17 protein-coding genes (1 of these 17 cut by a window edge) are annotated in these 19986 nt (G+C 59.9%); 13 read left to right on the top strand and 4 right to left on the bottom strand.

Annotated elements, in window-relative coordinates; genetic code table 11:
- Positions 1 to 91 precede the first annotated feature (91 nt).
- From grxC to B0E33_RS14880, 4 genes are all read left to right on the top strand, one after another.
- Complete coding sequence (gene grxC, locus B0E33_RS14865; protein WP_006932400.1) at positions 92 to 349, top strand: glutaredoxin 3; 258 nt, start codon at positions 92 to 94, stop codon at positions 347 to 349.
- Between the two features lie 47 nt (positions 350 to 396).
- Positions 397 to 1251, top strand: a complete 855-nt coding sequence (locus tag B0E33_RS14870) for a carbon-nitrogen hydrolase family protein (protein ID WP_077291620.1) — start codon at positions 397 to 399, stop codon at positions 1249 to 1251.
- Positions 1248 to 1775 (top strand): DUF1178 family protein, encoded by a 528-nt coding sequence (locus tag B0E33_RS14875; protein ID WP_077291621.1) that lies wholly within the window; start codon positions 1248 to 1250, stop codon positions 1773 to 1775. The genes B0E33_RS14870 and B0E33_RS14875 overlap by 4 nt, the downstream gene beginning before the upstream one ends.
- A gap of 360 nt (positions 1776 to 2135) precedes the next feature.
- Positions 2136 to 2528: a response regulator gene (locus B0E33_RS14880; protein WP_062486791.1), complete on the top strand. Its 393-nt coding sequence runs from the start codon at positions 2136 to 2138 to the stop codon at positions 2526 to 2528.
- A 206-nt stretch (positions 2529 to 2734) separates the two neighbouring features.
- Here B0E33_RS14880 and B0E33_RS14885 read toward each other — a convergent pair whose 3' ends face one another.
- The 3 genes from B0E33_RS14885 to ubiG all read right to left on the bottom strand — a co-directional run bounded on the left by B0E33_RS14885 (position 2735) and on the right by ubiG (position 4967).
- Positions 2735 to 3280, bottom strand: coding sequence for a hypothetical protein (locus tag B0E33_RS14885; protein WP_023002985.1), 546 nt, complete (start codon positions 3278 to 3280; stop codon positions 2735 to 2737).
- Between the two features lie 230 nt (positions 3281 to 3510).
- Positions 3511 to 4206, bottom strand: coding sequence for an alpha/beta fold hydrolase (locus B0E33_RS14890; RefSeq protein WP_077291622.1), 696 nt, complete (start codon positions 4204 to 4206; stop codon positions 3511 to 3513).
- Positions 4206 to 4967 (bottom strand): bifunctional 2-polyprenyl-6-hydroxyphenol methylase/3-demethylubiquinol 3-O-methyltransferase UbiG, encoded by a 762-nt coding sequence (gene ubiG / locus B0E33_RS14895; protein WP_077291623.1) that lies wholly within the window; start codon positions 4965 to 4967, stop codon positions 4206 to 4208. The genes B0E33_RS14890 and ubiG overlap by 1 nt, the downstream gene beginning before the upstream one ends.
- A 193-nt stretch (positions 4968 to 5160) precedes the next feature.
- Between ubiG and B0E33_RS14900 the strand changes: the two genes are divergently transcribed.
- From B0E33_RS14900 to B0E33_RS14940, 9 genes are all read left to right on the top strand, one after another.
- Positions 5161 to 6411 (top strand): aspartate kinase, encoded by a 1251-nt coding sequence (locus B0E33_RS14900; protein ID WP_023002988.1) that lies wholly within the window; start codon positions 5161 to 5163, stop codon positions 6409 to 6411.
- 64 nt (positions 6412 to 6475) lie between these two features.
- Entirely contained in the window at positions 6476 to 8743 is a 2268-nt protein-coding gene (gene ptsP / locus B0E33_RS14905; protein WP_077291624.1) for a phosphoenolpyruvate--protein phosphotransferase, read from the top strand.
- A gap of 54 nt (positions 8744 to 8797) precedes the next feature.
- Positions 8798 to 9871, top strand: a complete 1074-nt coding sequence (gene prfA, locus B0E33_RS14910; RefSeq protein ID WP_023002990.1) for a peptide chain release factor 1 — start codon at positions 8798 to 8800, stop codon at positions 9869 to 9871.
- A 1-nt stretch (position 9872) separates the two neighbouring features.
- The gene (prmC, locus tag B0E33_RS14915; RefSeq protein WP_077291625.1) at positions 9873 to 10721 is read left to right on the top strand and encodes a peptide chain release factor N(5)-glutamine methyltransferase; all 849 of its coding nucleotides are present in this window, start codon (positions 9873 to 9875) and stop codon (positions 10719 to 10721) included.
- 391 nt (positions 10722 to 11112) lie between these two features.
- The gene (locus tag B0E33_RS14920) at positions 11113 to 11808 is read left to right on the top strand and encodes a DUF4167 domain-containing protein (RefSeq protein ID WP_156912410.1); all 696 of its coding nucleotides are present in this window, start codon (positions 11113 to 11115) and stop codon (positions 11806 to 11808) included.
- Positions 11809 to 12063: 255 nt separating this feature from the next.
- Positions 12064 to 14661, top strand: coding sequence for an ATP-dependent chaperone ClpB (gene clpB, locus B0E33_RS14925; RefSeq protein WP_023002993.1), 2598 nt, complete (start codon positions 12064 to 12066; stop codon positions 14659 to 14661).
- A 206-nt stretch (positions 14662 to 14867) separates the two neighbouring features.
- On the top strand, positions 14868 to 15071 hold the full coding sequence (locus B0E33_RS14930) for a YgaP family membrane protein (RefSeq protein ID WP_023002994.1): 204 nt from the start codon (positions 14868 to 14870) through the stop codon (positions 15069 to 15071).
- Positions 15072 to 15084: 13 nt separating this feature from the next.
- Entirely contained in the window at positions 15085 to 16113 is a 1029-nt protein-coding gene (locus B0E33_RS14935) for an efflux RND transporter periplasmic adaptor subunit (RefSeq protein ID WP_077293339.1), read from the top strand.
- The gene (locus B0E33_RS14940) at positions 16110 to 19331 is read left to right on the top strand and encodes an efflux RND transporter permease subunit (RefSeq protein ID WP_077291627.1); all 3222 of its coding nucleotides are present in this window, start codon (positions 16110 to 16112) and stop codon (positions 19329 to 19331) included. The genes B0E33_RS14935 and B0E33_RS14940 overlap by 4 nt, the downstream gene beginning before the upstream one ends.
- 143 nt (positions 19332 to 19474) lie before the next feature.
- Here the strand turns inward: B0E33_RS14940 and B0E33_RS14945 are convergent, their stop codons facing one another.
- Positions 19475 to 19986, bottom strand: the 3' end of a protein-coding gene (locus B0E33_RS14945) for a M23 family metallopeptidase (RefSeq protein WP_075284182.1). The gene runs 1462 nt beyond the window's last position; the window shows 512 of its 1974 coding nt (coding positions 1463–1974); the start codon falls outside the window, past its right edge; its stop codon occupies positions 19475 to 19477.

The raw sequence follows: 19986 nt of genomic DNA on the forward strand, positions 1-19986 counted from the left end.
TTTCGCCGCGCGCTCGCATATAACGCCCGGATTTGGTGTGCGGCGGTGCGGGAAAAAGCGTGCAGCTGCCAAAAAGCAAGGAAAAGACCTGATGGCTGAAGTGGTGATCTATACGCGCCAGCTCTGCGGCTTCTGCACGGCGGCCAAGCGGCTGCTGGACAAGAAAGGCGTTGCCTACACGGAACACGATGCCACGTTCGATCCAGGCCTGCGCAAGGAAATGGTGCAGAAGGCCAATGGTCATTCAACGTTCCCGCAGGTCTTCGTCGGCAAAACCCATGTGGGCGGCTGCGACGATCTTCACGATCTGGAACGGGCAGGTAAACTGGACGCATTGCTCGCGTCCTGATTTACTGAACGAACAATCTTACCTACCAGGACGGAGACAGCGGTCGGATGACCTCATTCACGGCAGCATGCATTCAGCTGCGCAGCGGCAAGACGATTTCGGACAACGCCGATGCTGCGGAAGACCTGATCCGGGCAGCGGCAAAGGATGGCGCGCAATTCGTTCAAACGCCTGAAATGTCCAATGTTCTGGTGCGCAGCCGCGAAGAACTGCTGGAGCGGATTTCCGATGCCGAAGACGACCTGTTCCTGAAAAGAGCACGTGCGCTTGCAGCCGAGCTTGGCATCTATCTGCATCTGGGGTCGCTGGCCGTGCTTGCCGGCAACGGCAAGGTCGCCAACCGTGCCTTTCTGATCGGGCCTGACGGCAAGATCCTTGCGACCTACGACAAGATCCACATGTTCGACGTGGACCTGCCAAATGGCGAAAGCTGGCGCGAGTCCGCAACCTATGAACCTGGAACACAGACGGTCATCGCGGATCTGCCCTTTGCCAAGGTCGGCATGGCTGTCTGTTACGATATAAGATTTCCGGCAATTTTCCGGACCCAGGCTCGTCAGGGTGCACAGGTTCTGACGGGGCCGGCAGCCTTTACCCGCCAGACCGGGCAGGCGCATTGGCACGTACTGCAGCGCTCCCGTGCCATTGAAAACGGTGCCTACGTGATTTCGGCTGCACAGGGTGGCACGCATGAAGACGGGCGTGAAACCTATGGTCACAGCCTGATTATCGACCCCTGGGGTGCCGTGATCGCCGAGATAGACAATGATGATCCCGGCTACGTTCTCGCCGAGATCGACACCCAGAAGGTTGCCGATGCGCGGGCGCGCATCCCTGCGATCGCCAACGAGCGGGATTTCGTCTGCTGTCACGCGGATGGTCTGAAGGAGATTTCGGCGTGATCAAATACACGCTCGTTTGCGACAGTGCACATTCCTTCGAAGGCTGGTTCCGCAATTCCGATGATTTCGACGCGCAGTGTGCGCGAAAACTGGTTGTCTGCCCGATCTGCGGAGCAACCAGCGTTCAGAAAGGTTTGATGGCGCCGGCAGTTTCGACCGCACGCAAGCGGGAAGCGCTTGTCGGTGCCGCGCAGGCGGAAATGCAGTCGGTAGCCGCAGCCACTGCCAACAAGGCCGATGCGCCGACGGCAGCTGCCTCGACTGAAATGCGCTCGTCCGCCCTGTTGCCGCAGGATGTGCAGCAGAAGGAAATCCTCGAAGCTCTTCGACTGGTGCGTGCGCGTATCGTCGAAAGTTCGGAAAACGTCGGTCAGAATTTTGCGGCGGAAGCCCGCAAGATCCACTATGGCGAAGCTGAAGAACGCAGCATCTATGGCGAGACAACGCCCAAGGATGTCGAGGCATTGCTTGACGAGGGCATCCAGGTGTTCGCACTTCCTGAACTGCCTGACGACAAGAACTGAGTTCAGGCGGCTTTCAGCGTGAAGTTCGGAGCGTACCCAAGAAAGGGGCGGGAGCTTCGCGCCCGGGTTGCCGGCCTCTGCAATTTCCTTGCTATTGCGATTTCTCAGCCGTTTCGCTGGAAGTTTAGTTTGCCAGGAAAGAGGCGTTTCTCTTTCGGTAGTCTCAGTTGAAGATCACGTAAAAGAAGATATATTGCGTTATTGTAGTGGGATTGTTCCAAAAAATTTCTTACGTAGTGTTAATCATTGTTAATTATTTTGGATATTTAAAATTTACATCGACTTGGGAACTTTTTCGGGTTGTCGGTGTTGAATATTGAAACAAACATTTATAATCATGATGCTGTGCCGAGGTTCCCGATGTCGATGACTGAGATGAACATGCCCGATACGATACGTGTAATGGTGGCGGAAGATGAGCCGCTGATCGCCTGGATGCTGGAAGATATCCTGTCTGGCATGGGTTTGCAGGTTGTCGGGCCATTCGCGACCGTTGCCGAGGCACGTTCCTGCGTGTCTTCCGAGCCGCCAGAGTTGGCACTTCTGGATGTCGATCTGGCCGATGGCGTTGTCTATCCGTTGGCCGACACGCTGCATGCTCAGCAAGTGCCGATCATCTTTCATACCGGCAATACGGACAAGGTGGACCTGAAGAATCGCTACGGAGGGGCTGAAGTCATTCCGAAGCCGTCCAACCCCAAGCGTTTGCAGATTGCCGTGGAAACGGCCCGGACGCTGCTCAAACGGGCGTAAGCGGGCCCTTCAGAGCGCGCTTTGCTGATCGGTTTGGGACGCGCAGGCGTCTTCCTGGCTTCCGAATTGTGCAGTTTCGCCGCGGCTTCACCGGGTGCCGGTGGAGCCAGGCGACTGGAATTTTCCGTGACAACCAAAACGAAAACCTGCTTCAGCCCGGGCGGATGAAGCAGGTTAAACGGTGTAGGGCCGGTCAGGCGAGGATGTCAGGGTTTCGCTGAAGCCGGCTTGCGCCGCGCCTGCGCCGGTTTCAGCGCAGCCTTGGTTTCTTCCAGGCTTTCTTCTGCAGCCTTGCTCATCTCGTTGACGCTTTCCATCGCCGTTTCATTGAGCTCTTCAACCACGGCAGCGCTTTCTGAAAAGCTGTCGCGGAAGAGGGCAGCCTGCTTTTCGAAATGGTCCTGATACTCGCTCGCCATTCTGGAATAGAAATCCTGCAGGGTTGCCATGGTTTCTTCCGGCGCGGCGCACTGGCTGAGGGACTTGGCGCATTCCATGTCCTGGTGCAGCCGGTGGCTGACGAAATTCATGTGGTCATCAAACGCCTTTTCGGCATGGGACCACATGGTCTTGCCCACTTTCTGGAAACTTGCGATGGCCTTGGCTTCAATGCGGTCTTCGCGCTCGGCAAACGCCCAGTTGGAAAAGGCAGGCATTGGCCATTCGGTCGGTGCCGGCCATTCCGGCAGCTTGGGCCATTCGGCCATCATGGCGCTGAAGTCGAAGGCACCTGTATTGCTTTTCGTCGGCATGAAAGATCCTCCGGTTGTTCGTGTGACGTCCTGCGGCTGGCCATGGCGTTCTTCGCCGGCTTGCCGTCCCCGGACCTGCGCATTCTGTCATTGCCAGCGCAGGGCCCCGCTCCAAAGGTGACGTAACTGTACCTTTGCATCAAGGCCAAGCTTTGACACGGATCAAATCGCATACCGATTCTTACGTAAAAGGCATTTGTGCCGCAGGTTTGTGCAGCCGATTTGCAGGCTTAAGGGCGATTGAGAAAATCGCGCAGTGTCGCCGTTACCTTTTCAGGGGCTTCAAGAGGCGACAGGTGGCCGCTGCCTTGGATCACCGCCAATTCGCTTTGGGGAATGTGGTCGTGGATTTCCTGCGAGATTTCAACCGGTGTGAGCCGGTCGCCATCACCGACCAGCACAAGCGTCTGGCAGGTGATCTCGCTGAGACGGGGGCGGGAATCGATGCGGTTGATAAGCGCGGTCTGCTGGCGGATGAAGGCCTCGGGCCCGGTTTCCTGCGCCATCTCGACGACGATTGCCTTCAGCTCTTCGTCTTCCTCGCGCTTTTCATGAACGAACCCGGGGTAAAGGAGGTGGGGAACCTTGGAAAAGCCCTTCTTGCGGGTCAGGTCGATGAGGAACTGCCGGCGCTCCGACTGATCGGGCGTATCCGGCCGGGAGTTGGTGTCCAGAAGGGCAAGTTTGCCGACCCGCTCCGGCGCTTCGCGCATGATTTCCATGGCGACATAGCCGCCCATGGACAGAGCGATAAGGGAAAACCGCTCCGGTGCTTTTTCCAGGATGCTGGCGGCGATCGCCTTGATGCTGTCGTGTTCGCGGTGGTTTGCCACCATGATCGGTCGGTCGGCAAAGGCAACTATCTGCGGGGCGTAGAGCGCTTCGGTACACAAAAGGCCCGGTACGAACAGGATCGGATCGCTCATCAGCTGTCTTTCGCCCGTTCCGCCAGCAGCATGTAGTTCACGTCCATGTCGCGCGATCTGGCCCAGGTGTCTGTCAGCGGATTGTAGGTGACGCCGCAACGGTCGATCATGGTGAGCCCGGCGGTCTGAAGCGGGCCTTCGATCTCGGAAGGGCGGACCAGCTTTTCGTAGGAATGGGTGCCCTTCGGCAACCAGCGCAGGACATATTCGGCGCCGACGATGGCAAGTGCATAGGCTTTCAGCGTGCGATTGATGGTCGCGACGAACATCAGCCCGCCCGGACGGACCATTTGCGCGGTGGCCTCCAGGAACAGAGGTACGTCGGCGACGTGCTCGACCACTTCCATGTTGAACACAACGTCGAAGGTCTCCCCCGCCGCTGCCAACGCTTCCGCGGTTTCTGCCCTGTAGTCGATTTCGAGGCCAGAGGTCTTCATGTGAAGGCGGGCGATCTCGATGTTGGTTTCCGACGGGTCCGCGCCGACCACATCGGCACCGAGACGTGCCATCGGTTCGCTCAACAGGCCGCCGCCACAGCCGATATCGAGGCAGCGCAGCCCCTTGAACGCGTCCGTGGTCTTCGGGTCGCGGCCGAAATGCCGGCAGACATGTTCCTTGATGTAACCCAGCCGCACCGGGCTGAACTTGTGCAAGGGCTTGAACTTGCCCGTCGGGTCCCACCACTCTTCTGCCATGGCGGAAAAGCGCGCGACTTCCTCGCTGTCGATCGTGCTTCTGGTTTCCTGAGCCCTGCCAGTCATCGGACGGTCCTTTCAAGAGCGTGAAGCGGCTTGGCGCTTCGCCTGGTCATTCAACGGTTCGAAGTCGTTCCAAGGTCTGAGACTATTTGTCAAGACACCCAGTTGCAGCAAAGGAACGCAGCCTGTATGCATGTGCGCCGATCCCAGAGGCGCAACAGCGCTTCCAGACACGACTATAAAGAATACGAGTGGTATGGCCCGACTGGTTTTAAAATTTGGCGGGACTTCGGTTGCCGATCTCGATCGCATCCGTAACGTCGCCCGCCATGTCAAACGGGAAGTGGACGCCGGCCATCAGGTCGCGGTGGTAGTTTCGGCCATGGCCGGACAGACCAACAAGCTGGTGGAGTTTTGCCGTGAGGCATCACCGCTCCACGATGCCCGCGAATATGATGCCGTGGTCGCTTCCGGCGAGCAGGTAACGTCCGGTCTCCTGGCCATCGTGCTGCAGGACATGGGCGTCAACGCCCGGTCGTGGCAAGGCTGGCAGGTGCCGATCAAGACCGACGAGAACCACGGTGCGGCCCGCATCCGCGACATCGAGGGCGGCTTCCTGAGCGAGCGTCTCGAGCAGGGCCAGGTGGCCGTGCTCGCGGGCTTCCAGGGTGTGGCGCCGGACAACCGGATCGCGACCCTGGGTCGCGGCGGGTCCGACACCAGCGCCGTTGCCATCGCCGCTGCCATCAAGGCCGACCGCTGTGATATCTATACCGATGTCGACGGCGTCTACACCACCGATCCGCGCATCGTGCCCAAGGCGCAGCGTCTTGACCGGGTGTCTTTCGAGGAAATGCTCGAAATGGCCTCGCTCGGCGCCAAGGTGCTCCAGGTGCGCTCCGTGGAAATGGCCATGGTCCATGGCGTCAGAACATTCGTGCGCTCCAGCTTTGACGATCCGGATGCGCCCCAGGTCGGCGAGAACGGCCTTCCGATTGGAACTCTTATTTGCGACGAGGATGAACTCGTGGAACAGCAGGTTGTCACCGGCATTGCCTATGCCAAGGACGAAGCCCAGATCTCTCTTCGTGACGTTGCCGACAAGCCGGGTGTCGCCGAATCCGTGTTCGGTCCGCTGGCGGATGCCAACATCAACGTCGACATGATCGTCCAGAACATTTCGCCGGATGGCAAGACCACCGACATTACCTTCACGGTTCCCGAAGGCGATTTCGAACGCGCCAACAAGGTGCTGGAAGACAATCGCGGCGTCATCGGTTTCCAGAACCTTGAAGGTGCCCGTGACGTGGTGAAAGTCTCCGTCATCGGCATCGGCATGCGCTCGCATGCAGGCATCGCGGCCCAGTGTTTCCGCGGCCTCGCGTCCAAGGGTATCAACATCCGAGCCATCACCACATCCGAGATCAAGATCTCTGTGCTTATTGATTCAGCATATGCAGAACTTGCGGTGCGGACTCTGCATTCGCTATACGGGTTGGACGGATAGTTCATCCGGAAGGCAGGCCCCTGTAGAAAAGGGGCCTGTTTGAAGCGGGATCAACGGGGGCGCTATGCGCAGCAACCTAGCCGGACCGCGCCTTCTGCTCCGCCGGCTTCGCGAAGTCATGGCGGAGCCGATCACGGCGCAGGAGCGACTCGACAAGATCGTGGTGTTGATCGCCTCGAACGTCGTCGCGGAAGTCTGTTCCGTTTATATCCTGCGCGCCGATGGTGTTCTCGAACTCTATGCGACCGAAGGTCTGAAGAGTGAAGCGGTCCACAATGCCTCGCTGCGCGTCGGCCAGGGTCTTGTCGGCCTGATCGCGGCCGAAGCCCGGCCGCTGAACCTGCCCAACGCCAGTGCCCACCCGGGCTTTGCCTATCTGCCGGAAACGGGTGAAGAGGCCTATAATTCCTTCCTCGGTGTGCCGATCCTGAGAGCCGGCCGTACGCTTGGCGTGCTTGTCGTCCAGAACAAGTCTCACCGGACCTATCTGGAAGACGAAGTCGAAGCGCTGCAGACGACGGCCATGGTGATTGCCGAAATGGTCGCCGCCGGCGAACTGGAAGCCATTTCCCAGAAAGCTACCGGTCTGGATCTTTCCCGGCCGATCACCTCCAACGGTGTTGGCCTTGCCGAAGGTGTCGGCCTCGGTCATGTGGTTCTGCATGAACCGCGTGTCGTCGTCACGAACCTGATCGCGGAAGATACGGACCGGGAAAAGGGGCGTCTGGAAGCTGCCATCAACCGGCTGCGTCTTTCGATCGACGATCTGCTGGCCAGCGGAGAAATCGCGGCAATCGGCGAGCACCGCGAGGTGCTGGAAGCCTACCGCATGTTCGCTTACGACCGCGGCTGGATCCGGAAGATCGAGGAAGCGATCCGCAACGGCCTGACCGCCGAGGCTGCCGTCGAAAAGGTCCAGAGCGACACGCGCGCCCGGATGCTGCGCCAGACCGATCCGTATCTGCGTGAGCGCCTGCACGACCTCGACGACCTTGCCCACAGGCTTATCCGCGAACTCATGGGCCGCGAACACGGCCCGGGTCTGGATGAACTGCCCCAGGATGCGATCGTCGTTGGCCGCAACATGGGTGCGGCGGAACTGCTGGACTACGGCCGCGACCGCATTCGCGGCCTTGTGCTGGAAGAAGGCGGCCCGACAAGCCACGTGACCATCGTTGCAAGGGCGCTCGGCATCCCGACGGTCGGACTCGTGGAGGATATCGTCAGCCTGGCCGATGGCGGCGACGCGATCATCGTGGATGGCGACACCGGCGAAGTGCACTTGCGCCCGGCCGCCGATCTGGAAAACGCCTATGCGGAAAAAGTCCGCTTCCGTGCGCGGCGACAGGCCCAGTACCGGCGCCTGCGCAACAAGCCGTCCGTCACGCGGGACGGTGTCGACATCTTGCTTCAGATGAATGCGGGTCTTCTCGTCGACCTGCCGCACCTGGATGAGGCTGGCGCGGCCGGGGTAGGCCTTTTCCGCACCGAACTGCAGTTCATGGTGGCGTCTTCGTTCCCGCGCATGCGGGAGCAGCAGTCCCAGTACAGCCAGGTTCTCGATGCGGCGGCGGGCCGGCCGGTAACGTTCCGGTCGCTCGATATCGGTGGTGACAAGGTGCTGCCGTACCTGCGCTCGATCCAGGAGGAAAACCCGGCGATGGGCTGGCGCGCACTGCGCCTCGGCCTTGATCGGCCGGGCCTGCTCAGAACCCAGATCCGGGCCTTGCTGCATGCGGCCGCCGGCCGGGACCTGAAACTGATGTTCCCGATGGTTGCCGTGGTCGATGAATTCCTGCAGGCCAAATCGCTGGTGGACAAGGAAGTCAAACACCTGCGCCGCCACGGTCACGCAACGCCCGAAAACATCCGTCTGGGTGTGATGGTGGAAGTGCCTTCGCTGCTGTTCCAACTGGAAGAGCTGATGAGCCATGTCGACTTCGTGTCTGTCGGTTCCAACGATCTGTTCCAGTTCTTCTGCGCCGTCGACCGGGGCAACACGCGTGTTGCCGACAGGTTCGACACATTGGGTGTCGGCTTCCTCCGGGCCTTGAAATCCATCGTGGATGCCGCAAATAAGGCTCATGTGCCCGTGACCCTTTGCGGAGAGCTTGCTGGCCGTCCACTTGAAGGCATGGCGTTGATCGGCCTGGGCTTCAGGGACCTTTCCATGTCGCCCGCGTCTCTTGGGCCGGTGAAAGCCATGCTTCGGACCCTTGATGCCGGTCGCCTGTCCGCCAGGTTGCTGCCGCGACTGGAGCCGGGACACGATGACAGCAACATACGGGAAGTGTTGAAGCGCTTTGCCGCCGAAACCGATGTTGCCCTTTAGCGCTAACGGGCGTAACTCACCGTCGAAGCGATAATTTCTGGAGAATCAGCGCGTATGCTGGCGCGTCACAAACTTGATACCCTGCTGGACCGGTTCGCTGAACTCGAACACATGATGTCCGCCAATCCGGATCCGGGCGCTTATGTGAAGCTGTCGCGGGAATATGCCGGACTGGAGCCGTTGGTCGGCAAAATCCGTGCGTTGATCAAGGCGGAACAGGATCTGGCCGGTGCAAAGTCACTGGTGCAGGATCCGTCCTCCGACGCGGAAATGCGCGAGCTTGCCGAAATGGAACGCGACGAACTGGAAGAGCGCGTCGAAGAACTGGCCCAGGATGTACGCATCGGGCTGTTGCCGAAGGACGAGGCGGACTCCAACGATGCCATCCTGGAAGTGCGGGCGGGGACCGGCGGCGACGAGGCGGCTCTCTTTGCCGGTGATCTCTTCCGCATGTACCAGCGTTATGCCGAACTTCAGGGCTGGAAGGTGGAAATCCTGTCTGCCAGCGAAGGTGAAGTCGGCGGCTACAAGGAAGTGATCGCATCCGTTTCCGGCGACAACGTTTTTGCCAAGATGAAATTCGAGTCCGGTGTTCACCGGGTGCAACGGGTGCCCGCAACCGAGTCGGGCGGACGTATTCATACGTCGGCGGCAACCGTTGCCGTGCTGCCTCAGGCGGAGGACGTCGATATCGACGTTCAGGAGAGCGACTTGAGGATCGACACCTATCGCGCATCCGGCGCAGGTGGGCAGCACGTCAACACGACCGATTCTGCTGTGCGCATCACGCACTTGCCGACGGGTATCGTCGTTGCCGTTCAGGACGAACGCTCCCAGCACAAGAACAAGGCGCGAGCCATGCAGCTTCTGCGGGCGCGCATCTATGACGAGGAGCGCGAGCGGGCTGCGAGCGAGCGAACCGAAGCCCGGCGGTTGCAGGTCGGGTCCGGCGATCGGTCCGAGCGGATCCGCACCTACAACTACCCGCAGGGTCGCGTAACAGATCATCGTATCGGCTTGACGCTCTACAAGCTGGAGCAGATCCTTTCGGGGGAAGCGCTTGGAGAAGTCATCGAGCCGTTGATCCTGGACCACCAGGCCAATCTTCTGGCAACCGAAGAGGCCTGAGGTGACCATCGGCCAGCTTTACCGGTCCGTGCGCGACCGGTTTCGGGTGGCCGGTTTGCCGACACCGGAACTGGATGCAAGGCTTCTTGTCAGCGCGGCGCTCGAGCTGCCCCTGTCGGAACTTGTCTTTCGTGAACAGGAAGAGCCAGCACCTGGTGCGGCCGAACTTGCAGAGGCCCATGCGCGGAAACGCCTTCATGGCATGCCCGTCGGCCGGATACTCGGGGAACGGGATTTCTACGGCCGGCGATTTCATTTGAACGAGGCAACGCTGGAGCCCCGGCCGGACACTGAAACCCTGATCGATGCTGTGCTTGAAAGATGTGCTCCTGAAGAAGCACCGCTTATCTGCGATATCGGCACGGGTACGGGAGCGATCGCCGTCACGTTGCTGGCCGAGTTGCCCCGAAGCCGGATGATCGCGGTGGACCTGTCGGAACAGGCGCTTGAATGTGCTGCTGGCAACGCGTCTCTGCACGGCGTGGAAGACCGGTTTCTTCCCGTGCGGGCGGACTATACCTCCGCGCTGCGACCGGAAAGCGGCTTCGACTGGGTTGTCAGCAACCCGCCCTATATCCGCAGCGCTGTCCTCGCCGAACTGTCGCGCGAAGTGATTCAGCATGACCCGAAGCTTGCTCTTGATGGCGGTGAGGACGGCCTGACAGCCTATGTTCGTATCGTCGCGGATGCTGTGAAGCTGCTGCGCCCGGGCGGTTGGATCGCTCTCGAAATCGGCTTCGATCAAGGAGAGGATCTGAAAAAACAGCTGCGTCATCATGGCTTTGTAGAGATTGAAATCATTAAAGATCTTTCCGGAAACGACCGTGTTGTGGTGGGGCGCAGGCTCTAATTTTGCGGATTTGATCCGAAGGCGAAAAAGCACTTGGAAATCGCAACGGAAACGGGTACGTTCCTCTTGCCGAGACCGGAAATGTTATCAGCGTTTAGCGGGGCATGCGCATCCGGCAGCTGGGAACCGGCGCAACTTCAGCGTTTTGGAAACCGTTGCAAATCGGACTATCCGGTGTTTCGGACTGTCGAAGAAAAAGACAATCGCGTTGGCCATCGGCCTTTAGCGCGCTGCGTATGTTTTCAATGACAGCCGCTAACCAGCATTGGTGGTTTCGGCAGGTATTTCGTGTCGGTTTTAGGCAATTCCGATGTTGGGTCAGCGTCAAGCTGACCGCCGTTCCTTAAGAGAAAACGGCAGGATGAGACCAGGTAATCAAAGCAATAAGCGTATGCGCGGACGGGGCCGCAAGGGCCCAAATCCGTTAACCCGGACTTACGAATCAAACGGTCCTGATGTGAAAATCCGCGGTACTGCGATGCACGTTGCAGAGAAGTACCAGCAGCTTGCACGGGATGCCCAGGCATCCGGCGACCGGGTTATGTCCGAGAACTATAACCAGCATGCGGAGCACTATCTGCGCATTGTGGCTGCCGCGCAGCCGCAACAGCAGCCGATGGCGCATGCTTCTTCCCGCAGCGAAGCCGAAGACGGTTTCGAAGCCGCGGCAACGAATGGCTCAGGCCACTCCAATGGCGCAGAACGGTCTTCCCAGGACGTGTCCTCCTCGGACAACGACCTGATGGATGCCGACAGCCCGCAGCCTTTCATCGACGACATGCCTGTCATCGATCAGGAAGGTAAGGTCAACGGCGCTTCCCAGAAGGCAGAGAAAGCCGAAGCCGGCGACGACGAAGCGGACGAAAAGCCGCGCCGCCGCCCCCGGACACCTCGTGCGCGCACGCCGCGCCGGGCCTCCGGTGATCAGGCTGACGCAGGCCAGGCCACGGCGGAAGCCGCGGACGGTGCTGAAGCTTCTGGCGGTTCCGACGAAGAGGATCAGCCGAAACCGCGACGCCGGGTCGCGCGCCCGCGTCGTGCCAAGGCAGCTGAAGAGGCTCCGGCCGAGGCACCTGCCGGAGAATGATCCGGTAGATAGTCAGCCTCGATAAAGCTGAAACAGATAAAACGGCGTCCATGATGGGCGCCGTTTTTTGTTTGGCTTGCAGACATCCGTTCCGGACGGCACAGAATAAGATGCCGCAGGGGCTTTTGTGGTGAATATGCAACACTATATTAGAGGAGCAGCACTGCAAAAGGCTGTGCGGATGCCCGTATCAGGGGTCCGTATTCCAGATCGTTCCCCACGCTTCGGGTGGTGCGGACGGGTAGGAGGTAACTTATGAACTTTGAAAAATACACTGAGCGTGCGCGCGGTTTTGTTCAGTCCGCTCAGACCTTTGCCTTGGGGCGGGGCCATCAGCAATTCGCACCTGAACACATCCTGAAGGTTCTTCTGGATGATCCCGAAGGCATGGCCAGTGGCCTGATCGACCGTGCCGGCGGCAACGCCAAGGCATTGAAGGGCGATCTTGAGGGCCTTCTGGACAAGATGCCGAAAGTTTCCGGTGGGTCCGGTCAGCTTTACATGGGCCAGGCAACCGCACGTCTGTTCGAGCAGGCCGAGAAGATCGCTGACAAGGCCGGAGACAGTTTCGTCACCGTGGAGCGGCTTCTGCTCGCCCTTGCCATGGACAGCGACAGCGAAACCGGCAAGCTGATGAAGCGGCATGGCATTACGCCAAACGGACTGAACGAGGCAATCAACCAGCTTCGCCAGGGCCGGACGGCCGATACCGCGACTGCCGAAAACCAGTATGACGCGCTGAAGAAATTCGCTCGGGATCTGACCCAGGTTGCCCGGGAAGGCAAACTCGACCCGGTGATCGGCCGTGACGAGGAAATCCGCCGGACCATCCAGGTCCTGTCGCGCCGTACCAAGAACAACCCGGTTCTGATTGGTGAACCAGGGGTCGGCAAGACCGCGATTGCAGAGGGCCTTGCGCTGCGCATCGTCAATGGCGATGTACCGGAATCGCTCAAGGACAAGCAGCTTCTTGCGCTCGACATGGGCTCGCTGATTGCCGGTGCGAAATACCGGGGTGAGTTCGAGGAGCGCCTGAAGGGTGTTCTGTCCGAAGTCCAGGCGGCCGCGGGCAAGGTAATCCTGTTCATCGACGAGATGCACACGCTGGTTGGCGCCGGCAAGGCGGATGGGGCCATGGATGCCTCCAACCTCTTGAAGCCTGCTTTGGCGCGCGGCGAGCTGCACTGTGTCGGTGCGACGACGCTGGACGAATACCGCAAGCACGTTGAAAAGGATGCCGCTCTGGCGCGCCGGTTCCAGCCGGTGTTCGTGAGCGAGCCGACGGTCGAGGACACGGTTTCGATCCTTCGCGGGATCAAGGAGAAGTACGAACTCCATCACGGGGTCCGTATCACCGACAGTGCCATCGTCTCGGCAGCGTCTCTTTCCAACCGCTACATCACCGACCGGTTCCTGCCGGACAAGGCGATCGATCTTGTGGACGAAGCCGCCAGCCGGCTGCGGATGCAGGTCGACAGCAAGCCGGAGGAACTGGACGAACTGGATCGCCGGATCATCCAGCTCAAGATCGAGCGCGAGGCGCTGAAGGCAGAAAGCGACGAAGCTTCAAAGGATCGTCTGTCCAGGCTCGAGAAGGAGCTGACGGATCTGGAAGAAAAGTCGCAGGCACTCAGCAACCGCTGGCAGGGCGAGAAGGAAAAGCTGAACCTTGAACAGAAGATCAAGGAACAGCTGGAACAGGCCCGCATCGACCTGGAAATCGCGCAGCGTCGCGGTGATCTGGCCAAGGCTGGTGAGCTTGCCTACGGCGTGGTTCCGGAGCTGGAGCGCAAACTTGCCGAAGCGGAAGCTTCAGAGGATGCCGATGCCATGGTCGATGAGGCCGTGACGCCGGCTCACATTGCCCAGGTCGTTTCGAAGTGGACCGGAATTCCGGTCGACAAGATGCTGGAAGGCGAGCGCGAAAAGCTGCTTCAGATGGAAGACATGCTGGCGAACCGGGTCATTGGCCAGGCAGAAGCCATTCATGCGGTTTCCACTGCGGTGCGCCGGGCGCGTGCCGGTCTGCAGGATCCGAACAGGCCGATTGGCTCGTTCATGTTCCTCGGACCGACCGGTGTCGGCAAGACCGAGCTGACCAAGGCACTTGCGTCGTTCCTCTTCGATGACGACAGCGCAATGGTGCGGATCGACATGTCGGAATACATGGAGAAGCACTCCGTTTCCCGTCTGATCGGCGCGCCTCCCGGCTATGTCGGATACGAGGAAGGTGGTGCGTTGACGGAAGCCGTTCGGCGGCGCCCGTATCAGGTCGTGCTTTTCGACGAAATCGAAAAGGCGCATAGCGACGTGTTCAACGTGCTGTTGCAGGTTCTGGACGACGGTCGGCTGACCGATGGTCAGGGCCGGACGGTCGACTTCCGCAACACGCTGATCATCATGACCTCGAACCTGGGGGCCGAGTATCTGGTCAACCAGCCGGAAGGTCAGGATACGGATGCGGTTCGCGACGAGGTGATGAGCGCCGTGCGGGGTCATTTCCGTCCGGAGTTTCTGAACCGTCTCGATGAGATCGTGTTGTTCCATCGCCTGCAGCGGGCGCAGATGGCCGATATCGTCAAGATCCAGCTGGAGCGTCTGCGGGCTCTCCTCAGCGATCGCAAGATTACGCTGAAACTGGACGACGGCGCTCTCGGTTGGCTGGCTCAGAAGGGCTACGACCCAGCCTATGGAGCGAGGCCGCTGAAACGGGTGATCCAGAAGGACGTTCAGGATCCTCTCGCCGAAAAGCTGCTTGCCGGCGAAATCCTCGACGGCCAGACGGTCGATGTCACGGCTGGTTCAGACCGCCTGATGTTCCAGGTGGAAGGCTCGGAAAGCGCAGCCGCCTGATCTGAGGCAAGCTGAAAGAAATGAAAAGGAAACCCGCGGAAGGACACTTCCGCGGGTTTTTCGTTTTGTGCCTCGATTGGCCCGGGCGTTTGCGTTTTGTCAAACGGGCCAGCGAAAAGCTGTGGTATTCATATATTCATAAATGTGAAACAAGAGCCGCGCTTCGGTGAATCCCCAGGGCGGCTGATCCGATCAAGGAGACTCAGATGACAGTCGATCGTGCAGTCATGATGTTTGCAGGTGCCATGGTGCTCTTGTCCCTGGCGCTGGGGTTTTACGTTTCGTCCTACTGGTATCTGCTCAACGCCTTTGTCGGCTTGAACCTGATGCAGGCATCCGTCACCGGCTTTTGTCCGGCAGCAATCATTTTCAAGAAGCTCGGCATGAAACCGGGAGTGGCCTTCTCGTAAGGTGGAGGACAAGATGAGACGCGGTATCTTCATTTTCTTCCTGTTGACGCTGGCTGCAGCGTCGGGTGCCGCGCCGGTGGCTCGTGCCGGCGAATTTCTGGCCGAGCCGATCACCGTACCGGAAACCAAGGCGGTATTTGCCGAGGTCAAAAGCCGGACGGTCGTTCCTGCCCGTGCCCGCATTGGCGGAACCATAAAGACAATTTCCGTGCGCGAGGGCGATGTCGTGTCAGCTGACCAGGTCATTGCCTTGGTCGTTGACGAGAAAATTGCACTCGAGCTGGGGGCTGCGGAGGCCCGGATCGAGGTTCTGCGCTCCCAGCTTCACAATGCCCGCACCGAGTTGGAGCGTGTGGAGCAACTGGTTGCCCGTGGCAGCGCGGCACAAAGCCGGCTGGACCAGGTGCGCACACAATTCGATGTTGTCACCAACCAGACCGTTGCGGCGGAATCGGAGATGGCGGTCGTACGACAGCGCGCCAGCGAAGGCGAGATCCTGGCCCCCAATGCCGGACGCGTTCTGACAGTGCCGGTCACGGAAGGCTCGGTCATTCTGCCGGGAGAGGAAGTCGCCCGGATTGCCAGCGGCCGATACTTCCTGCGTCTCTCCATCCCGGAGCGACATGCCGCCCAAATAACCTCAGGGGCGAAAGTTCTGCTGGGTGGACGTGGTCTTGAGCCCAAGCCAGAGGCTGCGGAGACCGGGAGCATCGCAACCCGGCAAACCTTCGGAACGATCGTGAAGGTCTATCCTGAAGTTACCGAAGGCCGGGTGACGGCGGATGTCGATGTCGATGGTCTGGGAGACTATTTCGTCAACGAACGCACACTTGTTCATGTGCCCGTCGGCGAGCGTCAGGTCATTGCGGTGCCGGAAGCTGCTCTTTCGATCCGACATGGTGTCGATTATGTGCAGGTCGCCGTTGAGGCTGGCACCCAGGATGTCGCCGTGGTTCCAGGCGCAAATGTTCTTCACGACGGGACGGTTCTGGTCGAAATCCTGACAGGACTGCGTGCCGGTGATCGGGTGTTGGTGCCATGAGGCTCGGTCTTGCCGGATGGCTGACCCGATCCTTCATCGGGTCACCGCTCACCCCGCTGTTCCTGATGGCTTCCCTTGCCCTCGGGCTGATTGCTCTTGTCGCCCTGCCACGTGAAGAAGAACCGCAAATCTCCGTGCCGATGGTCGATATTCATGTGGAAGCCAACGGCCTCAATGCGGATGATGCGGTCAAACTGGTGACGGAACCGCTCGAGACGATCGTCAAGGCAATCGATGGTGTCGAGCATATCTATTCCCAGACCCAGGACGACCGTGTGCTGGTAACGGCACGGTTTCTTGTCGGGACCGACGCGGACGCTGCCATCTTGCGCGTGCACGAAAAGATCCGCGCCAACATGGATCGGATCCCCGTCGGCATTCCGGAGCCATTGATTGTTGGCCGGGGTATTGATGATGTCGCCATTGTCGTCGTTACGCTGACACCGACACGGGGGGCCGCCGAACGGTGGACGGCAAACGGGTTGACCCGGATCGCGCGCGAACTTCAGACCGAAATCGCCAAGCTCTCGGACATCGGTCTCACGTTCATCGTCGGGGAGCAGCCGGAAGCCATTCGCGTTGAACCTGACCCGGAAAAACTGTCGCTTTACGGAATCACGCTGCAGCAGCTGGCTGCCAAGATCGAGGGCGCCAACAAGTCCTTCCGCGCAGGCTATGTTCGCGAAGCCGGAGAGCAGCGCGTTCTGGTCGCAGGGGAGACGTTGCAATCGGCCGAAGAGATCGGAAATCTCTTCCTGACCGCTCGTGACGCCCGGCCCGTTTATGTGCGTGATGTCGCCCGCATCGACCTTGCCACTCAACCGGCAGAGCACAGGGTCGCCCATATTCGCAAGCAAGATGGAGCATTGACCTTGGCCCCGGCGGTGTCGCTGGCCATTGGCAAACGACCGGGCACCAATGCGGTGGTGATTTCCGATGAAATCGTTTCACGGCTTGAAGCAATTCGCGGAGATCTCTTTCCCGAAGGCGTGGATATGGAGATCACCCGGAACTACGGTGAGACCGCCAATGAAAAAGCCAATGAACTGCTGTTCCATCTTGGGCTTGCGACAGTTTCCATTGTCGTCCTGATCGCACTGGCGATCGGGTGGCGCGAAGCGCTGGTGACGCTGGTGGTGATCCCGACGACGATCCTGCTCACGCTCTTTGCAGCCTATCTGATGGGCTACACCATCAACCGTGTCAGCCTGTTTGCCCTGATCTTTTCCATCGGCATCCTGGTGGACGACGCCATCGTGGTGATCGAGAACATCGCCCGGCACTGGGGCATGTCGGATGATCGCAGCCGGACGCAAGCCGCGGTGGAAGCGGTGGCGGAAGTCGGCAATCCGACCATCATCGCAACGCTGACGGTCATCGTCGCCCTTTTGCCGATGCTGTTCGTTTCAGGCTTGATGGGCCCCTATATGGCACCGATTCCTGCCAATGCTTCGGCAGCGATGCTGTTTTCGTTCTTTGTTGCCGTGATGCTGACACCCTGGCTGATGATGAAATTCGCTGGCCGCGGCGGAGGCCATTCCCATGCGCCTGCGGCCCATGGCGGGGCTCTGGGTCGTATTTACGCGAAGGTCGCCAGACCGTTGATCGGTTCGCGCCTGCGCGCCTGGGGCTTTCTGCTGATCGTCGGCGTCTGCACAATCGGTTCGCTTGCGCTGTTCTATACCACCGACGTTACGGTGAAACTGCTTCCATTCGACAACAAGGCGGAGCTGCAGGTGCTTGCCGATCTGCCGGAAGGGTCTTCGGTCGAGGACACGGACAGGGTTCTTCAGGAAATTGTCGCCCGTTTGGGAGAGGTGCCTGAAATCCTGTCGTTCCAGACCTATGCCGGCACTGCATCGCCTTTCAATTTCAACGGACTGGTTCGCCACTACTATCTGCGGGCACTGCCTGAACAGGGTGACGTGCAGATCAATCTCACCGAGAAGGGGGAGCGGGACCGGACAAGTCATGACATCGCGCTGGATATCCGCGAGATGCTGACAGGTCTCGACCTTCCCGCCGGTACTGTGTTGAAGGTGGTGGAGCCGCCCCCGGGGCCGCCGGTTCTGGCGACACTGCTTGCGGAAATCTATGGGCCCGATGCCGAAACCAGGCGCGCGGTTGCAAGCAAGGTTCGCCAGGCCTTCGAGGACGTGCCGTTCATCGTGGATGTCGACGATTCCTTTGGAACCCAGGCCGACCGGGTGCGCATCGCCATCGATCAGGACCGGCTTGAATATCACCGGGTCGAGCAGGGCGATGTCTTCGACACCGTTCGGCGCCTCTATGGTGGAACGGAGGTCGGTTATTCGCATCGAGGCCGGACGCGTTATCCAATTCCGATCCGGATCCATCTAGCAAAGGGCGACATGGTGATCGGTGAAGCGGTGCTTGCAACGCCGGTGCCGGCCAATGCATTGCCCGGAGGCCGGGGCGTGATCGAGCTTGGCGACGTGGTGACGGTTCGCAGGGAAAAGACATCCTTTCCGGTGTTCCGTCACAACGGGCGTGCGGTTGAAATGGTAACCGGCGAACTGGCAGGCGCGTTCGAAGCGCCGGTTTACGGGATGCTGGCTGTTGGACAAAAGATCCAGGACATGGATTGGGGACCTGACGGGGAACCGGTGATCTCGTTCCATGGTCAGCCCGAAGACGAAACGCGGCCAACCCTGCTCTGGGATGGCGAGTGGGAAGTCACCTGGGTCACTTTTCGGGACATGGGAGGTGCCTTCATGGTGGCGATCCTGGGCATCTACTTCCTGGTGGTGGCCCAGTTCGGTTCCTTCAAACTGCCGCTCGTGATCCTGACGCCAATTCCGCTGACGCTGATCGGCATCATGCTGGGGCACTGGCTGTTTGCTGCGCCATTCACGGCGACATCGATGATCGGCTTCATTGCGCTTGCCGGCATCATCGTGCGCAACTCCATATTGCTGGTCGATTTCATCCAGCATTCGCGCACGCCCGACAAACCGCTTCTGGACGTTTTGCTGGAAGCCGGGGCAATCCGCTTCAAGCCGATCCTGTTGACAGCGCTTGCCGCCATGATCGGCGCTGCAGTTATCCTGACCGACCCGATATTTCAGGGGCTGGCGATCTCGCTGCTCTTCGGTCTGGCATCGTCGACGATCCTGACGGTTCTGGTAATCCCGGCGATCTACATGGCTCTGCGCCGCGACCAGGCACGACAGAAGGAAGTTTCGGAAGCTGGATGAGCGGCAGGTTGATTGTCGCCGGCGTCAAGCTGGTGCCGGTCCCTCAGGCGGGGATCGAATGATCGAAGCCTGTCCGGAGTGCAGACATCAACAAGTTCGGCCGGGGCACGAAGGCCCCGGCCGAACTTTGTTTTTCAGGAGTGTCAGTTGATGGCAGCGATCCGCGACGGCTTGCGGACACGGTCCAGCAAGGTGTCGACGCGGTAGCGCTCGGTTTCGAACGCTGTGCGCATTTCACCATCCAGCGTACGGCCCTTCGGCAGCTTGATACGCATCGGATCCATGTAACGGCCGTTGACGAGCACTTCATAGTGCAGGTGCGGGCCTGTCGACAGGCCGGTGGAGCCGACATATCCGATGATCTGGCCCTGGGTGACCTTGGATCCTTCACGGATGCCGCTGCCAAAACCACTCATGTGGTTATAGGTCGTGGTGTAGCCGTTCGTGTGCTGCAGCTCGATACGGCGGCCATAGCCGGAGCTCCAGCCGGCTTTGACGATTGTGCCGTTCCCGGCCGCCATGATCGGCGTTCCGCGCGAAGCAGACCAGTCCACACCGCGGTGCATCTTGGTGTAGCCATGGATCGGGTGGCGGCGCATGCCGAAACCGGAGCGGAACTTGCCGCCATTGAGCGGCTTGCGGATAAGAAACTTCT

The organism is Roseibium algicola (assembly GCF_001999245.1).
GTDB lineage: Bacteria > Pseudomonadota > Alphaproteobacteria > Rhizobiales > Stappiaceae > Roseibium > Roseibium algicola.

Coding starts and splice junctions, on each gene's coding strand:
- B0E33_RS14890 (WP_077291622.1), bottom strand. CDS start 4,206: ATGAGCGATCCGATCCTGTTCGTACCGGGCCTTTTGTGTACCGAAGCG.
- prfA (WP_023002990.1), top strand. CDS start 8,798: ATGCTGGCGCGTCACAAACTTGATACCCTGCTGGACCGGTTCGCTGAA.
- B0E33_RS14930 (WP_023002994.1), top strand. CDS start 14,868: ATGACAGTCGATCGTGCAGTCATGATGTTTGCAGGTGCCATGGTGCTC.
- B0E33_RS14935 (WP_077293339.1), top strand. CDS start 15,085: ATGAGACGCGGTATCTTCATTTTCTTCCTGTTGACGCTGGCTGCAGCG.
- ptsP (WP_077291624.1), top strand. CDS start 6,476: ATGCGCAGCAACCTAGCCGGACCGCGCCTTCTGCTCCGCCGGCTTCGC.
- grxC (WP_006932400.1), top strand. CDS start 92: ATGGCTGAAGTGGTGATCTATACGCGCCAGCTCTGCGGCTTCTGCACG.
- B0E33_RS14870 (WP_077291620.1), top strand. CDS start 397: ATGACCTCATTCACGGCAGCATGCATTCAGCTGCGCAGCGGCAAGACG.
- B0E33_RS14880 (WP_062486791.1), top strand. CDS start 2,136: ATGTCGATGACTGAGATGAACATGCCCGATACGATACGTGTAATGGTG.
- clpB (WP_023002993.1), top strand. CDS start 12,064: ATGAACTTTGAAAAATACACTGAGCGTGCGCGCGGTTTTGTTCAGTCC.
- B0E33_RS14940 (WP_077291627.1), top strand. CDS start 16,110: ATGAGGCTCGGTCTTGCCGGATGGCTGACCCGATCCTTCATCGGGTCA.
- B0E33_RS14885 (WP_023002985.1), bottom strand. CDS start 3,280: ATGCCGACGAAAAGCAATACAGGTGCCTTCGACTTCAGCGCCATGATG.
- B0E33_RS14920 (WP_156912410.1), top strand. CDS start 11,113: ATGCGCGGACGGGGCCGCAAGGGCCCAAATCCGTTAACCCGGACTTAC.
- ubiG (WP_077291623.1), bottom strand. CDS start 4,967: ATGACTGGCAGGGCTCAGGAAACCAGAAGCACGATCGACAGCGAGGAA.
- B0E33_RS14900 (WP_023002988.1), top strand. CDS start 5,161: ATGGCCCGACTGGTTTTAAAATTTGGCGGGACTTCGGTTGCCGATCTC.